This window comes from Streptomyces sp. NPDC029014, from assembly GCF_055564695.1.
In genome coordinates, this window is the sequence record NZ_JBVHVT010000075.1 from 1 (window position 1) to 16,279 (window position 16,279).

At 73.4% G+C, this 16,279-nt stretch carries 16 protein-coding genes; 5 read left to right on the forward strand and 11 right to left on the reverse strand.

The window, feature by feature from the left end; genetic code table 11:
* Nucleotides 1-181: 181 nt before the first annotated feature.
* From ACZ4VL_RS31255 to ACZ4VL_RS31265, 3 genes are all read right to left on the reverse strand, one after another.
* Entirely contained in the window at nucleotides 182-1,339 is a 1,158-nt protein-coding gene (locus ACZ4VL_RS31255; RefSeq protein WP_468206638.1) for an ROK family transcriptional regulator, read from the reverse strand.
* A gap of 153 nt (nucleotides 1,340-1,492) precedes the next feature.
* A complete protein-coding gene (locus ACZ4VL_RS31260) occupies nucleotides 1,493-2,143 on the reverse strand; it encodes a response regulator transcription factor (protein ID WP_385845336.1) in 651 nt (216 codons plus the stop codon).
* Between the two features lie 9 nt (nucleotides 2,144-2,152).
* Nucleotides 2,153-3,325, reverse strand: a complete 1,173-nt coding sequence (locus ACZ4VL_RS31265; protein ID WP_468206641.1) for a sensor histidine kinase — start codon at nucleotides 3,323-3,325, stop codon at nucleotides 2,153-2,155.
* 108 nt (nucleotides 3,326-3,433) lie between these two features.
* Between ACZ4VL_RS31265 and ACZ4VL_RS31270 the strand changes: the two genes are divergently transcribed.
* From ACZ4VL_RS31270 to ACZ4VL_RS31280, 3 genes are read left to right on the forward strand one after another with little or no spacing between them, the layout of a single operon-like run.
* Nucleotides 3,434-4,345 carry an ABC transporter ATP-binding protein gene (locus tag ACZ4VL_RS31270; protein WP_468206644.1) on the forward strand — a complete coding sequence of 304 codons (912 nt, stop codon included), beginning with the start codon at nucleotides 3,434-3,436 and terminating at the stop codon, nucleotides 4,343-4,345.
* Nucleotides 4,346-4,368: 23 nt separating this feature from the next.
* Nucleotides 4,369-5,121: an ABC transporter permease gene (locus tag ACZ4VL_RS31275; RefSeq protein ID WP_468206647.1), complete on the forward strand. Its 753-nt coding sequence runs from the start codon at nucleotides 4,369-4,371 to the stop codon at nucleotides 5,119-5,121.
* Nucleotides 5,122-5,170: 49 nt separating this feature from the next.
* A complete protein-coding gene (locus tag ACZ4VL_RS31280) occupies nucleotides 5,171-5,605 on the forward strand; it encodes a hypothetical protein (RefSeq protein WP_468206649.1) in 435 nt (144 codons plus the stop codon).
* Here the strand turns inward: ACZ4VL_RS31280 and mug are convergent.
* From mug to ACZ4VL_RS31305, 5 genes are all read right to left on the reverse strand, one after another.
* A complete protein-coding gene (gene mug / locus ACZ4VL_RS31285; RefSeq protein ID WP_468206727.1) occupies nucleotides 5,602-6,150 on the reverse strand; it encodes a G/U mismatch-specific DNA glycosylase in 549 nt (182 codons plus the stop codon). The genes ACZ4VL_RS31280 and mug overlap by 4 nt on opposite strands.
* Nucleotides 6,147-7,580, reverse strand: a complete 1,434-nt coding sequence (gene purB / locus ACZ4VL_RS31290; RefSeq protein ID WP_385845353.1) for an adenylosuccinate lyase — start codon at nucleotides 7,578-7,580, stop codon at nucleotides 6,147-6,149. Before purB ends, mug begins: the two co-directional genes overlap by 4 nt.
* Before the next feature lie 71 nt (nucleotides 7,581-7,651).
* Nucleotides 7,652-8,443: an SGNH/GDSL hydrolase family protein gene (locus tag ACZ4VL_RS31295; protein WP_468206652.1), complete on the reverse strand. Its 792-nt coding sequence runs from the start codon at nucleotides 8,441-8,443 to the stop codon at nucleotides 7,652-7,654.
* A 29-nt stretch (nucleotides 8,444-8,472) separates the two neighbouring features.
* Nucleotides 8,473-9,498, reverse strand: coding sequence for a hemolysin family protein (locus tag ACZ4VL_RS31300; RefSeq protein ID WP_468206655.1), 1,026 nt, complete (start codon nucleotides 9,496-9,498; stop codon nucleotides 8,473-8,475).
* Entirely contained in the window at nucleotides 9,495-10,835 is a 1,341-nt protein-coding gene (locus tag ACZ4VL_RS31305) for a hemolysin family protein (protein ID WP_468206658.1), read from the reverse strand. Before ACZ4VL_RS31305 ends, ACZ4VL_RS31300 begins: the two co-directional genes overlap by 4 nt.
* Nucleotides 10,836-11,055: 220 nt before the next feature.
* On the opposite strand from ACZ4VL_RS31305, the gene ACZ4VL_RS31310 reads away from it, so the two are divergent.
* On the forward strand, nucleotides 11,056-11,481 hold the full coding sequence (locus ACZ4VL_RS31310) for a GNAT family N-acetyltransferase (protein WP_468206659.1): 426 nt from the start codon (nucleotides 11,056-11,058) through the stop codon (nucleotides 11,479-11,481).
* 97 nt (nucleotides 11,482-11,578) lie between these two features.
* On the opposite strand, the gene bioD is transcribed toward ACZ4VL_RS31310, so the two are convergent.
* From bioD to bioB, 3 genes are read right to left on the reverse strand one after another with little or no spacing between them, the layout of a single operon-like run.
* Nucleotides 11,579-12,301 (reverse strand): dethiobiotin synthase, encoded by a 723-nt coding sequence (gene bioD / locus ACZ4VL_RS31315; RefSeq protein ID WP_468206662.1) that lies wholly within the window; start codon nucleotides 12,299-12,301, stop codon nucleotides 11,579-11,581.
* Nucleotide 12,302: 1 nt separating this feature from the next.
* Complete coding sequence (locus ACZ4VL_RS31320) at nucleotides 12,303-13,616, reverse strand: adenosylmethionine--8-amino-7-oxononanoate transaminase (RefSeq protein WP_468206665.1); 1,314 nt, start codon at nucleotides 13,614-13,616, stop codon at nucleotides 12,303-12,305.
* Nucleotides 13,609-14,877 (reverse strand): biotin synthase BioB, encoded by a 1,269-nt coding sequence (gene bioB, locus ACZ4VL_RS31325; RefSeq protein WP_468206667.1) that lies wholly within the window; start codon nucleotides 14,875-14,877, stop codon nucleotides 13,609-13,611. Before bioB ends, ACZ4VL_RS31320 begins: the two co-directional genes overlap by 8 nt.
* Nucleotides 14,878-15,031: 154 nt before the next feature.
* On the opposite strand from bioB, the gene ACZ4VL_RS31330 reads away from it, so the two are divergent.
* A complete protein-coding gene (locus ACZ4VL_RS31330) occupies nucleotides 15,032-16,207 on the forward strand; it encodes an 8-amino-7-oxononanoate synthase (RefSeq protein WP_468206670.1) in 1,176 nt (391 codons plus the stop codon).
* The last annotated feature ends 72 nt before the right edge of the window (nucleotides 16,208-16,279 follow it).

Genomic DNA, 16,279 nt, shown 5'->3' on the forward strand with positions numbered 1-16,279 from the left:
CGCTCCCTCAGCCCCGCAAGATCAACCCGCTCAACGCCCACGGTCCTCGCAACTCCCACAGATCGCGGGTGTTGCGAGGACCGTTAGAACCCAAGCCCGGCACCCGCCGGAGGGGGCCGTACGCATGAGGCGGGCGGGCGGGCCCGAGCCCGGGCGGGGCCGGGGTCGGGCGGGGCGCGGCTCAGCGGCGGCGGGCGGTGACCGTCATCTCCACGGCGAAGAGCTCCGCCTCCACCTGGTCCAGCGCCAGCCGCAGCGCCCCGGTGGCCACCGCCGCCTCGCCGAGCAGGGACTGGGCCACCCGTGGGGGACGCAGGCAGTAGCGCTCCAGCTCCCGGCGCAGCGGGTCCAGGACCCCGTCCAGGCCGGCCGCCCAGCCGCCGACCACCACCAGTTCCGGGTCCATCGCCAGGACCAGGGCCGCCACGTCGTGCACCAGGCGCTGGATGAACCGTTCCACTGCGGCCACGGCCTGCTCGTCGCCCCGCCCGGCCATCGCGAAGACCTCCGCCACGGCCTGCTCGTCCAGCGGGTGCAACGGTTCGCCCGTGGTGGACAGCAGCCGCTCGGGCGTGGCCTCGCGGCCCAGCAGGTGGAGCGCACCGATCTCGCCGGCGGCCCCGCCGAAGCCGCGGTGCAGCCGGCCGCCGATCAGCGAGCCGGCCCCCGGGCTGAGGCCGGCCATCACGAACACCATGTCGTCGGCGTCCTGCGCGGCCCCCTTCCAGTGCTCGGCGAGGGCCGCCGCGTTGGCGTCGTTCTCCACCTGGACCGGGCAGCGGAAGGAGCGCCGCAGCCGGTCCCCGAGCGGCAGTCCGGTCCAGCCGGGCAGGGCCGTGCCCAGGCGGACCGTGCCGTCCGCCTCGACGATGCCGGGGCTGCCGACCCCGACGGCCCGCAGGGAGTCCCGGGGTACGCCGGCCCGGCGCAGCAGATCGGCCACCGCCGCCCGGACGCGCTCCAGCCGCTCGTCGGCGGACGCCGTCTCGGCGACGTCCTTGGTCCCGGCACCGATCACCCGCCCGTCCAGCCCGGACAGCAGCACCGCGATCCGGTGGGAGCCGATCTCGATGCCGAGCAGGTGCCCGGCCTCGGCCCGGAACCTGAAGCGGCGGGCCGGCCGCCCCTGGCGACGGGCACCCCCGTCCGCGTCGGCCTCGACGACCAGTCCGGTACCGATCAGACCCTCCACGACGCCCTCGACGGTCGGCCGGGACAGCCCGGTCACCCGAGTGAGGTCGGTGAGGGTCGGCGACTGGGCGGCGCGCAGTGCGCGCAGCACCACGGCCGAATTGATCCGCCGGAGCAGAGAGGGGTCTCCGCCGGTCAGCTGCCCCAACGTCTGTCCTCCCAGCTGGCGAGCCTGTCAGCCGGATCGTACTGCGCACCCGCCGCGGCAGCGAGATGCGCCCCCGCCGGTCCGGGGCGCTCCGGGGCGGTGCGGGGTGGTCCTTGGCGGCCCTTGGCGTCGGCGGTGGTCGGCGGTGGTCGGTCAGGTCGGGACGACGAAGCCCGACTCGTACGCCGCGATCACCGCCTGGGTCCGGTCCCGCGCGCCGAGCTTCGACAGCACCGCGCTCACATGGGACTTCACGGTCTCGGTCCCCACGAACATCTCGGCCGCGATCTCCGCGTTGGTCAGCCCCCGCGCCATCAGCCGCAGCACCGCCTCCTCCCGCTCGGTCAGCGCGGCCCGCTCCAGCCGGGCCCGCGCCCCGGTGCTCCCGTACTCCGCGGCCAGCGACCGCACCGCGGTCGGGAAGAGCAGCGTCTCCCCCTCCGCGATCAGCCGCACCGCGTGCACGATCTCCGACGGGCGGGCCCGCTTCAGCAGGAAGCCGTCCGCGCCCGCCCGCAGCGCCCGGTACACGTACTCGTCGTTCTCGAAGGTGGTGACCACCAGGATCTTCGGCGGCTCGTCGACGCTCTTCAGCACCGCCTTGGTCGCCTCGATCCCGTCCAGCAGCGGCATCCGCACGTCCATGGCCACCACGTCCGGCCGCAGTTGGCGGACCAGCGGGACCACGGCCGCCCCGTCGGCGGCCTCGCCGACCACCTCGATGTCGGGCTGGGCATCGAGAACGGCGCGCAGACCCGCGCGCACCAGGGGTTCGTCGTCGACGAGCAGTACGGTAACCGGCATCCGTTCAGCTTATGTGCTGAGAGGAAGCCGGGCGCGCACCCGCCATCTCCCCTCGTACGGACCGGACTCGGCCGCGCCGCCGAGCAGCGCGGCCCGCTCCTGCATGCCGCGCAGACCGCTGCCGCTGCCTCCGCCGGGGGAACCCTGCCCCTCGGGCAACGGATTCGACACCTCCAATTCCAGCTTTCCTCCGGTCACTTCCACCCGCACCTCGACCGGGACCGGACCGCAGTGCCGCAACACGTTCGTGAGCGCCTCCTGCAGGATCCGGTACGCCTCCCGGGTGACGGGCCCGGGCAACGACTCCAGCGGACCACTCAGCCGGGCGTCCACCTCGGCCCCGGAGGCCCGGGTCGAATCCAGCAGCCGGTCCGCGTCCGCGAGCGTCGGCCGCTGCGAGGGCCGCGGGCCGGAGTCCCGAAGTACCGCCAGGACCCGGTCCAGGTCCTCGAGAGCCGTCCGGCCGGTCTCCTCGATCGCGGTCAACGCCCGCTCGGTGAAAGCCGGATCGCCGGCCGCCCGCGCCGCCCCGGCCTGGACCACGGCCACGGTCAGCGCGTGCCCGATCGTGTCGTGCAGCTCGCGCGCGATCCGGGTCCGCTCCAGCAGCCGCTCGGTCCGCTCCTCCAGCACGGACAGCCGCTCTGCAGACGAAGGCCCCAACAGCCGGGTCGCGATGGCCGTGATCAGCTCGCCCATCAGGAACACGGTCACGAACAGCACGACCAGCGGCAGCGGAGTGAGCACGGCGGCCAGCCACGGCGGCGGCACCACCGGCAGCATGATGTCCCCGCGTATCGGATAGCCGAACGCAGTGGTGAGCAACTCGACGGTGAACGCCGGCAACCACACCGTGGCGAACATGGCCACGAACCCCAGCGCCAGCCGTATCTCCAGCCACAACACGGTCCGCCAGCGGTCGCCCCAGCGCTTCGAGGCAACCGTGGATATGGCGCTCTCCTCGGACCCGCGGTCGTACGGGGTGAGCAGGAACTGCGCCTGGAGTCCCTCCGCCGTCCGCATCCAGGGGACGAGACCGAACGGGGCGATGATCAGAGCGGGAGCCCACGGGATCTGGTCCTCTATGAACATCCACACCGCCACCAGCAGCACGGGCACGCACAGGTGCAGCCAACGCTTGTACGTCAGTGGTCGCAGGGGCGCTGTGATCAATCGGTGCATGCCCCCATCGTGACAGCAGGACGATCACGACCGTCTCCCCCGCACGGGGGAGACGATCCCCCCGCGCGGGGGAAGAGAGGGAGCGGGGCCGACGGCGAACCTTGAGCCATGAACCGCATCGAGATCCGTCAACTGACCAAGGAATACGGCAGGACCAGGGCCGTGGACCACCTCACCTTCGACGTCCTGCCCGGCCGGGTCACCGGCTTCCTGGGCCCCAACGGTGCCGGCAAGTCCACCACGTTGCGGCTCCTGCTCGGACTGGACCGGGCCACCTCCGGAACCGCCACCATCGGCGGCCGCCGCTTCACCGACCTCCAGCAGCCACTGCTCCACGTCGGCGCACTGCTGGACGCCCAAGCCGCCCACGGCGGCCGCACCGCCCGGGACCACCTGCTCTCCCTGGCCGTGAGCAACGGCATCCCGGTGCGCCGGGTGGACGAGGTCATGGAGCAGGCCGGCATCGCGTCCGCCGCGAAGCGGCGGATCAAGACCTACTCCCTGGGGATGCGGCAGCGCCTGGGCATAGCCGCCGCCCTGCTCGGCGACCCCGGCGTCCTGCTGCTGGACGAGCCCACCAACGGCCTGGACCCCGAGGGCATCATCTGGATCCGCGAGCTGATGCGCGGCCTCGCCCGCGAAGGGCGGACGGTCCTGGTGTCCAGCCACCTGATGTCGGAGACCGCCTCCTTCGTCGACCACCTGGTCGTCCTGGGCCGCGGCAGGCTCCTCGCCGACACGTCGATGGAGGATTTCATCGACGCGCGGAGCACCCCCCGGGTGCGGCTGCGCACCTCCGACCCGATCCGTCTGCGCGCCACCCTCGCCCGGGACGGCTTCCAGCTGACCGAGGCCGCCGACGGCCGCTGGACCGTCGACGGGATGCAGGCCGAGCGGCTCGGCGCCCTCGCCGCCCGCGAGGGCATCCCGATGCTCGAACTCTCCGACGAGCGGGCCTCGCTGGAGCAGGCCTACCTCGACCTCACCGCCGACCACGGCGAGTTCGCCGCCACCCACTGACCACGACCGGAGGAATACGCGCCATGTCCACCACCGCCCTGCCCACCCGAGCCGCCCTGCACGCCGAATGGATCAAGATACGTTCGCTGCGCAGCACCTTCGGGCCGCTCGTCGCGACCTTCGTGGCCGTCACCGGCGTCCAGATGCTGACCGCTGCCGCCATCGGGACCGCCGAGGAAGGCAGCATGGGATCCGACCCGATGTTCGCCGCCTTCTACGGCCTCCTCTTCGGACAGACGGCGGCCATCGCGTTCGGCGCGAACGCCTTCTCGAGCGAGTTCCACAACAACGCCCTGCGGATCACCCTGACCTCGGTGCCGAACCGCGCCCGCTTCTACCTCACGAAGCTGCTCACGGTGGGCGGGCTCTCCTTCCTGGTCGGTGAGGCGACTGCTTTCGCGACCTTCCTCGGCGGCCAGGCCTTCATGGGCCAGTACGCCATCGGCCTGGGGGACGAGGGCGCGCTCCGCGCCGTCATCGGCTGCGGGCTCTACCTGACCCTGATGTCCCTGTTCGCCGCCGGCCTCACGGCCGTGTTCCGCAGCGCTGCCGCGACCCTCAGCGTGCTCATACCCTTCATCCTGGTCATCTCCTTCGTCGTGGGCGACGTCGCGGGCGGGGCCGCCCAGTACCTGCCGGACCGCGCGGGTCAGATGGTGATGCGCGTCGAGCCGTGGGGCGAGCTGGGCCCGTGGACCGGCCTGGGCGTGATGGCGCTGTGGACGGGCGCTGCCCTGACCGGCGGCTGGCTGGCGGTTCGGCGACGCGACGCCTGACGTTCGTGACGGAAGGCCAGTTGTCAGTGGTCGCCGGAATACTGACGACATGACCACGGCACAGCATCTCGAGACGATCGACCGGCTGCGGGCCAGGGATTTCCCCGCCGAGCGCGGCCGGTCGGACGTGGGGACGAGCGGACCGGGGTACCACCTCGCCGAGCTGGGCGGGAGCCGGTGGTACGGGGACGAGGACGCGGCCGACCGCGCGGCGCACGAGGACCAGGTGGTCGCCGAGTACGAGGCCCTGACCCAGCGGCTGGAGGAGCGGTGGGGGAGACCCGACACCTTCAGCCTTGCCGGACTGGTCCTGCGCGACGGGCACGAGGAGGTGCCGGAGCCCTGGCAGGAGATCGGGCACACCAGCGACCACCTGCACCTGTGGCGGGCCGGGGACCGCTGGGTCGCCCTGTACACGGCCCGGTGGGGGGCCGACCACTCGCCGCAGCTGATGGCCGCGGTCACCGTGATCGACCCGCCCTAGACGTCCGGCTCGGACTCGGCGGCCTCGCGGAGGCGGGCGTACTCCCGGGCCATGGTCCCCGCGGTCCAGTGGGCGTTGAGACCGCTGGGGTTGGGGAGGGCCCAGATGCGGGTGTCGCCGATGGTCCGGTCCTGCGGGCCTATGGCGGCCCGCTTCTCCCCGAAGGCTGTCCGGTAGGCGGTCACGCCTGCTACGGCCAGCCAGCGGGGGCGCAGGCGCTCCACCTTGGCCCGGAGGATGCGGCCGCCCTCGATCAGCTCCTCGGTGCTCAGCTCGTCGGCGCGGGCCGAGGCGCGGGCGACGACGTTGGTGATGCCGAGGCGGTAGGTCAGCAGCTCCTCCTGCTCGGCCGGGGCCAGACGGCGCGGGGTGAAACCGGCCAGGTGCAGGACGGGCCAGAAGCGGTTGCCGGGACGGGCGAAGTGGTGCCCGGTCGCGGCGGAGAGGAGGCTCGGGTTGATCCCGCAGAACAACACGCGCAGACCGCCCGCGACCACGTCGGGGACGAGGCGGTCGCGGGCGGCTTCGAGATCGGCGCGGGTCAGAGGATCGACCCCGGCGCGTACCCGGCGGCCTCCGGGTACTGCTTGGCGATGGCCTCGATGCGGGAGACCACCGTCGAGACCTGGCTGCCGGCTGCGCCCGTGAAGGACAGCTTGTCGGCCATCAGGGCGTCCAGCTGGGCCCGGTCCAGCGGCATCCGCTCGTCGGCGGCCAGCTTGTCCAGCAGCTCGTTGCGCTCGGCACCCTGCTCGCGCATCGCGAGCGCGGAGGCCACCGCGTGCTCCTTGATGATCTCGTGGGCGACCTCGCGGCCCACGCCGGCCCGCACCGCGCCCATCAGGACCTTGGTGGTGGCCAGGAACGGCAGGTAGCGGTCGAGCTCGCGGGCCACGACGGCCGGGAAGGCGCCGAACTCGTCGAGGACCGTCAGGAAGGTCTCCAGCAGGCCGTCGAAGGCGAAGAACGCGTCCGGCAGCGCCACCCGGCGGACCACGGAGCAGGAGACGTCGCCCTCGTTCCACTGGTCGCCGGCCAGCTCGCCCGTCATCGAGGCGTAGCCGCGGAGGATGACCATGAGGCCGTTCACGCGCTCGCAGGAGCGGGTGTTCATCTTGTGCGGCATCGCGGAAGAGCCGACCTGGCCCGGCTTGAAGCCCTCGGTGACGAGCTCGTGGCCGGCCATCAGGCGGATCGTCTTCGCGATGGACGACGGGGCGGCGGCCAGCTGCACGAGGGCGGTGACCACGTCGTAGTCGAGCGAGCGCGGGTAGACCTGGCCGACGGAGGTGAAGGCCTGGGCGAAGCCGAGGTGGTCGGCGATCCGCTGCTCCAGGTCGGCGAGCTTGGCAGCGTCGCCGCCGAGCAGGTCGAGCATGTCCTGGGCGGTGCCGACCGGGCCCTTGATCCCGCGCAGCGGGTAGCGGCCGATCAGGTCCTCCAGCCGGTCGAAGGCGACCAGCAGCTCGTCGGCCGCGGTGGCGAACCGCTTGCCGAGGGTGGTCGCCTGCGCGGCCACGTTGTGGGAGCGGCCGGCCATGACCAGCTCGGCGTGCTCGCCCGCCAGCTTGCCGAGGCGGGCGAGAACGGCGACCGCGCGGTCGCGGGCCAGCTCCAGGGAGAGCCGGATCTGCAGCTGCTCGACGTTCTCGGTGAGGTCGCGGGAGGTCATGCCCTTGTGGACGTGCTCGTGGCCGGCGAGGGCGTTGAACTCCTCGATGCGGGCCTTCACGTCGTGCCGGGTGACCTTCTCGCGCTCGGCGATCGAGGCGAGGTCGACGGTCTCCAGGACGCGCTCGTAGTCGGCGAGGGCGGCGTCGGGAACCTCGATGCCGAGGTCCTTCTGGGCGCGCAGCACGGCGAGCCACAGCCGCCGCTCCAGCGTCACCTTGTACTCGGGGGACCACAGGACGGCGAGCTCCGGGGAAGCGTAGCGGCCGGCCAGGACATTGGGGATGCGGGGCTTGGCTGTCACGTGTAGGGATTCTACTGGGGTCGCTGCTGTGCGATTGCGCAGGTCGGACCCCCGCCCCGGATTGTGCCTTGCTACGAGAGCCGCTCTCCCGCGCAGGCCCCGTACGGCAGCAGCTCCGGGCGCTTGGCCGGGCGGCCGTCCCCGGAGGAGCGGCCCGTCAGCCGGCGCCCGATCCACGGCAGCAGGTGCTGCCGGGCGAAGCTCAGGTCCTGGGAGCGGCGCTCGCCCCAGCCCGGCCGCTCGGCGGGAGGCAGGGCGGCGCGCCAGTCCTCCTCCGGCGGCAGTCCCAGAGTCTGCCAGACCGCCTCGGCCACCCGCCGGTGGCCCTCGGGCGTCAGGTGCAGCCGGTCCACGTCCCACAGCCGCGGGTCGCCGAGCACCGGGGCCCCGTACAGGTCGACCACGAGGGCGCCGTGCCGGGAGGCGAGCTCCTCGACGAAGCCGAAGAGCTCTTCCATCCGGGGCCGGAAGCGTTCCATCACCGGGCCGTTCCGCCCGGGCGAGCGCATCAGCACCAGCGTCGTGCAGGAGGGTGCCAGCAGGCCGACGGCCTCCTCCAGGTGCCCGCGGACCCGGCCCATGTCGACCTTGGGCCGCAGGGCGTCGTTCAGCCCGCCCACCAGGGTCACCACGTCGGCGCGCATCGCAGCCGCCAGGGGGGCCTGGTCCGTGGCGATCTGCCCGATCAGCTTCCCGCGGACCGCGAGGTTGGCGTAGCGGAAGCCCGGCTCGCGCGCGGCGAGCCGGGCCGCCAGCAGGTCGGCCCAGCCCCGGTAGGAGCCGTCCGGCTGCAGGTCGGACATGCCCTCGGTGAAGGAGTCGCCGACCGCGACAAAACTGGTGTAAGACGCATTGATCCCCATGGCGCAGCGATGCTACCGCGCGGTACGGATCAGGTGGAGGCCGGGCGCCCGAACAGCTCGCGCAGCACGTCCTCCATCGTCACCAGCCCCGCCATCGTCCCGTCCGGTCCGAGGACCGCCGCCAGGTGCGTCCGGCTGCGCCGCATCGCGGTGAGCACGTCGTCCAGCGGGGTCTCCGCCCGGATCTGTGCGATCGGCCGCAGCGCCGAGACCGGGAAGGGCTCCTCCCGCTCCGGCCCGTCCGCGTCCAGGGCGTCCTTGACGTGCAGGTACCCCAGGATCTTCGACTGCTCGTCGAGCACCGGGAAGCGGGAGTAGCCGGACGAGGCCGAGAGCCGCTCCAGCCCGGCCGGCGTGAGGCCCGTCCGGGCCGCGACGACCCGCTCGGAGGGAAGCACCACGTCGGTGACGGGCCGCCGGCCCAGCTCCAGGGCGTCGTGCAGCCGCTCGCTGGCCCGGTCGTCGATGAGCCCCGCCTCGCTGGAGTCCTTCACGATCCGCGCGAGCTCGTCGTCGGAGAACGTCGCGGAGATCTCGTTCTTCGCGTCGACCCGCAGCAGCTTCAGCAGCGTGTTGGCGAAGGCGTTCACCGCGAAGATCACCGGGCGCAGTGCCCGGGTGGCCGCGACCAGCGGCGGGCCCAGCAGCAGCGCGGTGCGCACCGGCTCGGACAGGGCCACGTTCTTCGGCACCATCTCGCCGAAGAGCATGTGCAGGTACGTCGCGAGCGTCAGCGCCACCGTGAACGAGATGACGTGCGTCAGCCCGTGCGGTACGCCCACGAGGTCGAACAGCGGGGTCAGCAGGTGGGCGATGGCCGGCTCGGCCACCACGCCCAGCACCAGGGTGCACAGGGTGATGCCCAGCTGCGCCGCCGCCATCAGGGCGGAGACGTGCTCCAGGCCCCACAGCACGGAGCGGGCCCGCCGGTCGCCCTGCTCGGCGTACGGTTCGATCTGGCTGCGCCGGACCGAGATCAGCGCGAACTCCGCGCCGACGAAGAAGGCGTTGACGACCAGGGTCGCCAGGCCGATCAGCAGTTGCAGCGCCGTCATCGGTGGGCCTCCCCGCCCTGGTCCTGCCGGGGTCCGGCCGGAGCGTGCAGCAGCACGCGGGCGGCCCGGCGACCGCTGGCGTCGACCACGTCGAGCTGCCAGCCCTCCAGGTCCACCCGGTCGCCGACGACCGGGATCCGGCCGAGCGCGGTCGCCATCAGCCCGGCCAGGGTCTCGTACGGGCCGTCCGGGACGCGCAGCCCGATCTGCCGGAGCTGGTCGGTGCGCGCGGCACCGTCGGCGGAGTAGAGCGCCCGCCCGGAGGTGTCGGTGCCGGCCGGGGCCAGGTCGGGGGTCTCGAGCGGGTCGTGCTCGTCGTGCACCTCGCCGACGACCTCCTCCATGATGTCCTCCAGCGTGGCCACGCCGGCGGTGCCGCCGTACTCGTCTATGACGACGGCCATGGTCTGCTTGCCGGACAGCCGGTCGAGCAGCCGGTCCACGGTCAGCGACTCCGGTACGAACAGCGGCGGGCGCAGCAGCTGTGCCACCGGGTGGCGGTGGCGTGCCTCGGCCGGCAGGGCCAGGACGTCCTTGATGTGGACGGTGCCGACGACGGTGTCGAGGCTGCCGCGGTAGACCGGGAAGCGCGACAGGCCGGTCGCCATGGTCGCGTTGGCCACGTCCTCCGCGGTGGTCTGCACGTCGAGCGCGGTGACCTGGACGCGGGGGGTCATGACGTTCTCCGCGGTCAGGTCCGCGAGGTTCAGGGTCCGTACGAAGCGTTCGGCGGTGTCCCGCTCCAGGGCGCCGGCCTTGGCGGAGTGCCGGGCCAGGGCCACCAGTTCCTGCGGGGAGCGCGCGGAGGCGAGCTCCTCGGCCGGCTCCAGGCCGAGCCGGCGGACCAGGTGGTTCGCGGTGCTGTTGAGATGGCTGATGAACGGGCGGAACGCCCGGCTGAAGACCCGCTGCATGGTCGCGACCCGCTTGGCGATGGCCAGGGGGGAGGAGATCGCCCAGTTCTTGGGCACCAGCTCGCCGACGACCATCAGGACCACCGTCGACAGGACGGTGCCGAGGACCAGAGCGGTCGAGGAGGCGGCGGAGGCCGACAGGCCCATGGCCTCGAACGGGCCCTGGAGCAAGGCGGCGATCGACGGCTTGGCGATCATGCCGATGATCAGGCCGGTCACGGTGATGCCGAGCTGGGCGCCGGAGAGCTGGAAGGTCAGGCTGCGGACGGCGGCCAGGGCGCTCTCCGCGCCCCGCTCGCCGCGCTCGACGGCCCGTTCCAGCTCGCTGCGCTCGACGGTGGTCAGGGAGAACTCGGCCGCGACGAACACCCCGCAGGCAAGGCAGAGCAGCAGCGCCACGACGAGCAGGAGCACTTCGGTCATCGGTCCGTCACCTCCGTCCCAGGATCGGCCAGGAGGAGGGGCAGCGCGCGGTGTCGGGTACGGCGGTGTCGGTCACTGGGGGGCTCGTCCATCGGTGGACGCTCACACCTTTCGCGGGGTCTCGTCGGGAGTTCGGCCGGATGCCCACCATGGTAAAGGAAAGGCAAAGTGAGGGCGTCATCCTTTTGGTGGAGTGACCGCCGGTGATGGGATCCCGAACATGAGTGATCTTCATATCGGCCCGGCCTCGACCGTCGACCTCGCGGCCGTGCTCGACTTCTGGAAGACCGCCGCCGAGGGGACCAGCATCAGCGACGACCTCGCCGGCATCGGCCGGCTCCACGCCCGCGACCCGCACGCGCTGCTCCTCGCCCGCCGCGACGGGGAGCTGGTCGGCACCGTGGTCGCCGGGTTCGACGGTTGGCGCTGCCACCTCTACCGGCTCGCCGTGCACCCGGACCACCGCCGCCGGGGCATCGCCTCGGCCCTGCTGGCGGCCGCCGAGGAGCGGTTCGCGGCGCTCGGGGGACGACGTGCCGACGCGATGGTGCTCGACCGCAACGAGCGGGCGCACGCGGCGTGGGACGCGGCCGGGTACCACCCCCAGGACCCCTGGACCCGCTGGGTCAAGCCGCTCGCCGGCTGAAACGCGGAGCGCCCCGTCCGGGGAACCCGGGGACGGGGCGCTCGGAGCCGCGGTGCGCGGCGCGACGGGAACCGCGGGCGGGGACCGGGGACCGGTCCTACCCGGCCGGCCAGGCCGCCAGGAAGGACTCCGCCGACCACGTGCCCGACAGCGACGGGTGCAGCCAGGCCGGGGCCGCGGCCCGGAACTCCTCCGGGGCCAGCGCTCCGGAGCCCTCCGGGACCGCGCCGAGCAGCGGCAGTCCGGACGAGGCCGGCAGGTCCGCCAGGTTGCAGCGGCAGGCCAGGTCGGGGGCGGCGGGCCAGCTGCCGATGACCACGCCGGGCGAGGCCAGCCCGCGGGCCCGCAGCGCCTCGGCGGTCAGGGTCGTGGAGTTCAGCGTCCCGAGGGCCGGTGGAGCGACCACCAGCACCGGGGCGTCGAGCAGCCGCGCCGCGTCGGCGAGGGTGTGCCCCGCCTCGTCGAAGCGGACCAGGAGGCCGCCCGCTCCCTCGACCAGGACCAAGTCGTGGGAGGCGGCGAGCCCGTCCGCGGCCTCCGCGATCTCGGCCGGGGAGAGCGTCGGCAGACCCGCCCGGCGCGCCGCCGTGTCCGGGGCCAACGGCTCCGGATAGCGGGCCAGTTCCACGGCGGTGACGGACGGCCCGGCCAGCCGGACCGCATCGGCCGCGTCGCCCGGCACCCCGGGCGGCAGGCCGGTCTGCGCGGGCTTGAGCACCGCCACCGACCGGCCGGCGGCCGCAGCGGCCGCGGCGATCGCCGAGGTGACGACGGTCTTGCCGATCTCGGTGCCCGTTCCGGACACCATGATCACGGACATCTCAGCCCACCTCCGCGGCCGCGCACACCGCGCGGCAGATCCGGGCCATGTCGGCGTCGTCCGTCACGAACGGCGGCATCGTGTAGACCAGGTCGCGGAACGGGCGCAGCCACACGCCCTCGCGGACCGCGGCCGCCGTCGCCGCCGCCATGTCCACCTCGTGGTCCAGCTGGACCACGCCGATCGCGCCCAGCACGCGCACGTCCCGGACACCGGGCAGCTCCCGCGCCGGCGCGAGGCCCTCCAGCAGCCCCGCCTCGATGCGCTTGACCTCGCGCGGCCAGTCCTGGCCGAGCAGCAGCTCGACCGAGGCCAGTGCCACGGCGGTGGCGAGCGGGTTCCCCATGAACGTCGGCCCGTGGGCCAGCACCGGCACCTCGCCCCGCGAGATGCCGGCCGCCACCCGTTGCGTGCACAGCGTGGCCGCCAGCGTCAGGTACCCGCCGGTCAGGGCCTTGCCGAGGCACATCACGTCCGGGGTGATCCCGGCGTGGTCGGCCGCGAACAGGGCGCCGGTGCGGCCGAAGCCCGTCGCGATCTCGTCCAGGACGAGAAGGACGTCGTACTCGTCGCACAGCTCGCGCAGGACCCGCAGGTAGCCCGGGTTGTGGAAGCGCATGCCGCCCGCGCCCTGGACCACCGGCTCCACGATCACCGCGGCCAGCTCGTCGGCGTGCGCGGCGATCAGGGAGCGCAGGTGGTCGACGTACGCGGGGTCCACCGGTGCGGTGAAGCCGCCGGGCGGGACGTCCGCGAAGACCTGGCTCGGCAGGACGCCCGACCACAGCTCGTGCATGCCGCCTTCGGGGTCGCAGACGGCCATCGGCGTCCAGGTGTCCCCGTGGTAGCCGCCCCGCCAGGTCATCAGCCGGGTCTTGGACCGCCGGCCGGTGGAGCGCCAGTACTGCAGGCACATCTTCGCCGCGACCTCGACCGAGACGGAGCCCGAGTCGGCGAGGAAGACGTGCTCCAGGCCGGCCGGGGTGATCTCGACCAGCTTCGCCGCCAGCCGGACGGCGGGCTCGTGGGTGAGCCCGCCGAACATCACGTGGGACATGCGGCCGAGCTGGTCGGCCGCGGCCCCGTTGAGCGCCGGGTGGTTGTAGCCGTGGATCGCCGACCACCAGGAGGACATGCCGTCGACCAGCTCGTCCCGTCCCTGTGCGGGTTCGGCGAGCCGCAGCCGCACCCCCGAGGCGGAGGAGACGACCAGCGGCTCCTGCCGCCCGGGCATCGGGCCGTACGGGTGCCAGACGTGCTGCCGGTCCAGCGCGAGGAGTTCGGCGGCCGGCAGCGGAACGTACGGGTCAGGCATTGGGGGCGAGGTCCGTCCCCGCGCCGCGGCGGCGCACCGCCACCAGGTCGGAGCGCACCTCGCCGGCCGGCGCCTGGGCCAGGACCGGATCGGCCCCGCCCTCGACGGAGGCCTCGACGACGCTCTCGGCTTCGGCTTCGGCCTCGGCCGCGGGCTCCTGCGCGTGGCCGGAGCAGCCGCCGCACGCCGAGCCGCAGCCGGCCTCCGCGGCCACGGAACCGCACGGCCCGTGGGCGGCGGCCGCCGCGGCGGCGTCCGCGCGGTGCGCGGGGAGGGTCTGCGTACCGGCGCCCTCCACCTCGAAGCCGGCGTCGGCGATCATGTCGAGGTCGGCCTGGCCGGCCTGGCCCTCACTGGTGAGGTAGTCGCCGAGGAAGATCGAGTTCGCCAGGTTCAGCGCCAGCGGCTGCATGGCCCGCAGGTGCACCTCGCGCCCGCCCGCGATCCGGACCTCGATGTCGGGGCAGACGAACCGCACCATCGCGAGGATGCGCAGGCAGCGCTGCGGGGTGAGGTTCCACTCCTTGGCCAGCGGGGTGCCCTCGAACGGGATCAGGAAGTTGACCGGCACCGAGTCCGGGTCCAGCTCGCGCAGCGAGTAGACGACGTCGACCAGGTCCTCGTCCGTCTCGCCCATGCCCGCGATCAGGCCGGAGCAGGCGGACAGGCCGGCGGCGTGCGCCTTCTGCACGGTGTCGACGCGGTCCGCGTAGGTGTGGGTCTTGGTGATCTGCCCGTACGTCGACTCGGACGTGTTGAGGTTGTGGTTGTAGGCGTCGGCACCCGCCGCCTTCAGGCGCTCGGCCTGTCCGTCCGACAGCAGGCCCAGGCAGGCGCAGACCTCGACGCCCTCGTTCTGCTCCTTGATGGCCTCGATGGTCTTGCCGACGCGCTCCACGTCCCGGTCCGTCGGGCCGCGGCCGCTCGCCACCAGGCACACGCGCTTGGCGCCGCCCGCGACACCGGCGGCGGCGGCGTTAGAGGCCTCGTCCGGCTTCAGCCAGGTGTACTTGAGGATGTCCGCCTTCGATCCCAGGCGCTGGGAGCAGTACGAGCAGTCCTCCGGGCAGAGCCCGGACTTCAGGTTGACCAGGTAGTTCAGCTTGACCCGACGCCCGAACCACCGGCGGCGCACCTTGCCGGCCGCGGCCACCACGTCGAGCAGGTCGTCGTCGGAGGTCGCCAGTACGGCGAGCGCCTCCTCGCGGGTCGGCAGCTCGCGCCGCAGTCCCTTGTCCACCAGGGTGTTCAGCAGATCCATGAGGGCGATCCTGGACCACGCGACCACTCCCGGCCAAGGAGAGATCGCACAACATGGCCGGAACGGAGTGTGTGTATCGCCACACAAGACACTCGGGTATCGGCCGTTAGGGTCGGGCGACGCCTGTGGACTGCCGACAAATCGCGAGGACCAGATGCCCCAGCACAACCGCGAGCACGACGACGTGTTCGCGTGGATCGACTCCGCGGAGCGGGTCCGCGAGCAGGCCGGACTCGTGCGGACCCTGCGCCCGCGCCCCGCCGACTCGCCGCTGCTCGACCTCGCGAGCAACGACTACCTGGGCCTGTCGCGGCACCCGGAGACGGTCGCCGGAGCCTGTGCGGCGGCGACCCGGTGGGGCGCCGGGGCCACCGGATCGCGCCTGGTCACCGGCACGACGGAGCTGCACGGGGAGCTCGAACGGGAGCTCGCGGAGTTCTGCGGTTTCGAGGCCGCGCTCGTGCTGTCCTCCGGCTACGCGGCCAACCTCGCGGCCGTCACCGCGCTCAGCGACCGCGGCACCCTCGTCGTCTCCGACGCCGGGAACCACGCCTCCATCGTCGACGGGTGCCGGCTCTCCCGCGCCGCGACCGCGGTCGTCCCGCACGCGGACCCGGAGGCCGCGCTCAAGACGCTCGCCGCCCACGAGGGCCGGGCACTGCTGGTCAGCGACTCGGTGTTCTCCGTCGACGGGGACGCGGCGCCGCTCGCCGGCTATGCCGCCGCCTGCCGCGAGGAGGGCGCGGCGCTGGTCGTGGACGACGCCCACGGCCTGGGCGTGCTGGGCGAGGGCGGCCGCGGCGCGCTGCACGCCGCCGGGCTCGCGGGCGCGCCCGATGTGGTCGCCACGCTGACGCTCTCGAAGTCCCTGGGCAGCCAGGGCGGCGCCGTACTCGGCCCCGCCAAGGTGATCCGGCACCTGGTCAACACGGCCCGGACCTTCATCTTCGACACCGGTCTGGCCCCGGCGGCCGCGGGCGCGGCGCTGGCGAGCCTGCGGCTGCTGCGGCGCGAACCGGAGCGCGCCGGGCAGGCCCGCGAGGTGGCCCGCCTGCTGCACGGGCGGCTCACCGCGTCCGGCCTGACCGCGGCCCGGCCGGACGCGGCCGTGGTGTCGGTGCGGGCCCCGTCGGCCGCGGCGGCACTGCGCTGGGCCGCCGACTGCCGCGAGGCGGGTCTGTCCGTGGGCTGCTTCCGGCCGCCGTCGGTGCCGGACGGCATCTCCCGACTGCGGCTGACCGCCCGGGCCGATCTCACGGGGGACGAGATCGATCGGGCCGTCGAGACGATCCTGCGGACCGCCCCGGCCGGGGCCACGGACGCGCCCTAGGAGCGTCCTGAAGATCTTGAAATCGCGCCCGACTTGCGCCGCTTTAGGACGATCGACATTTGCTGGCAATCC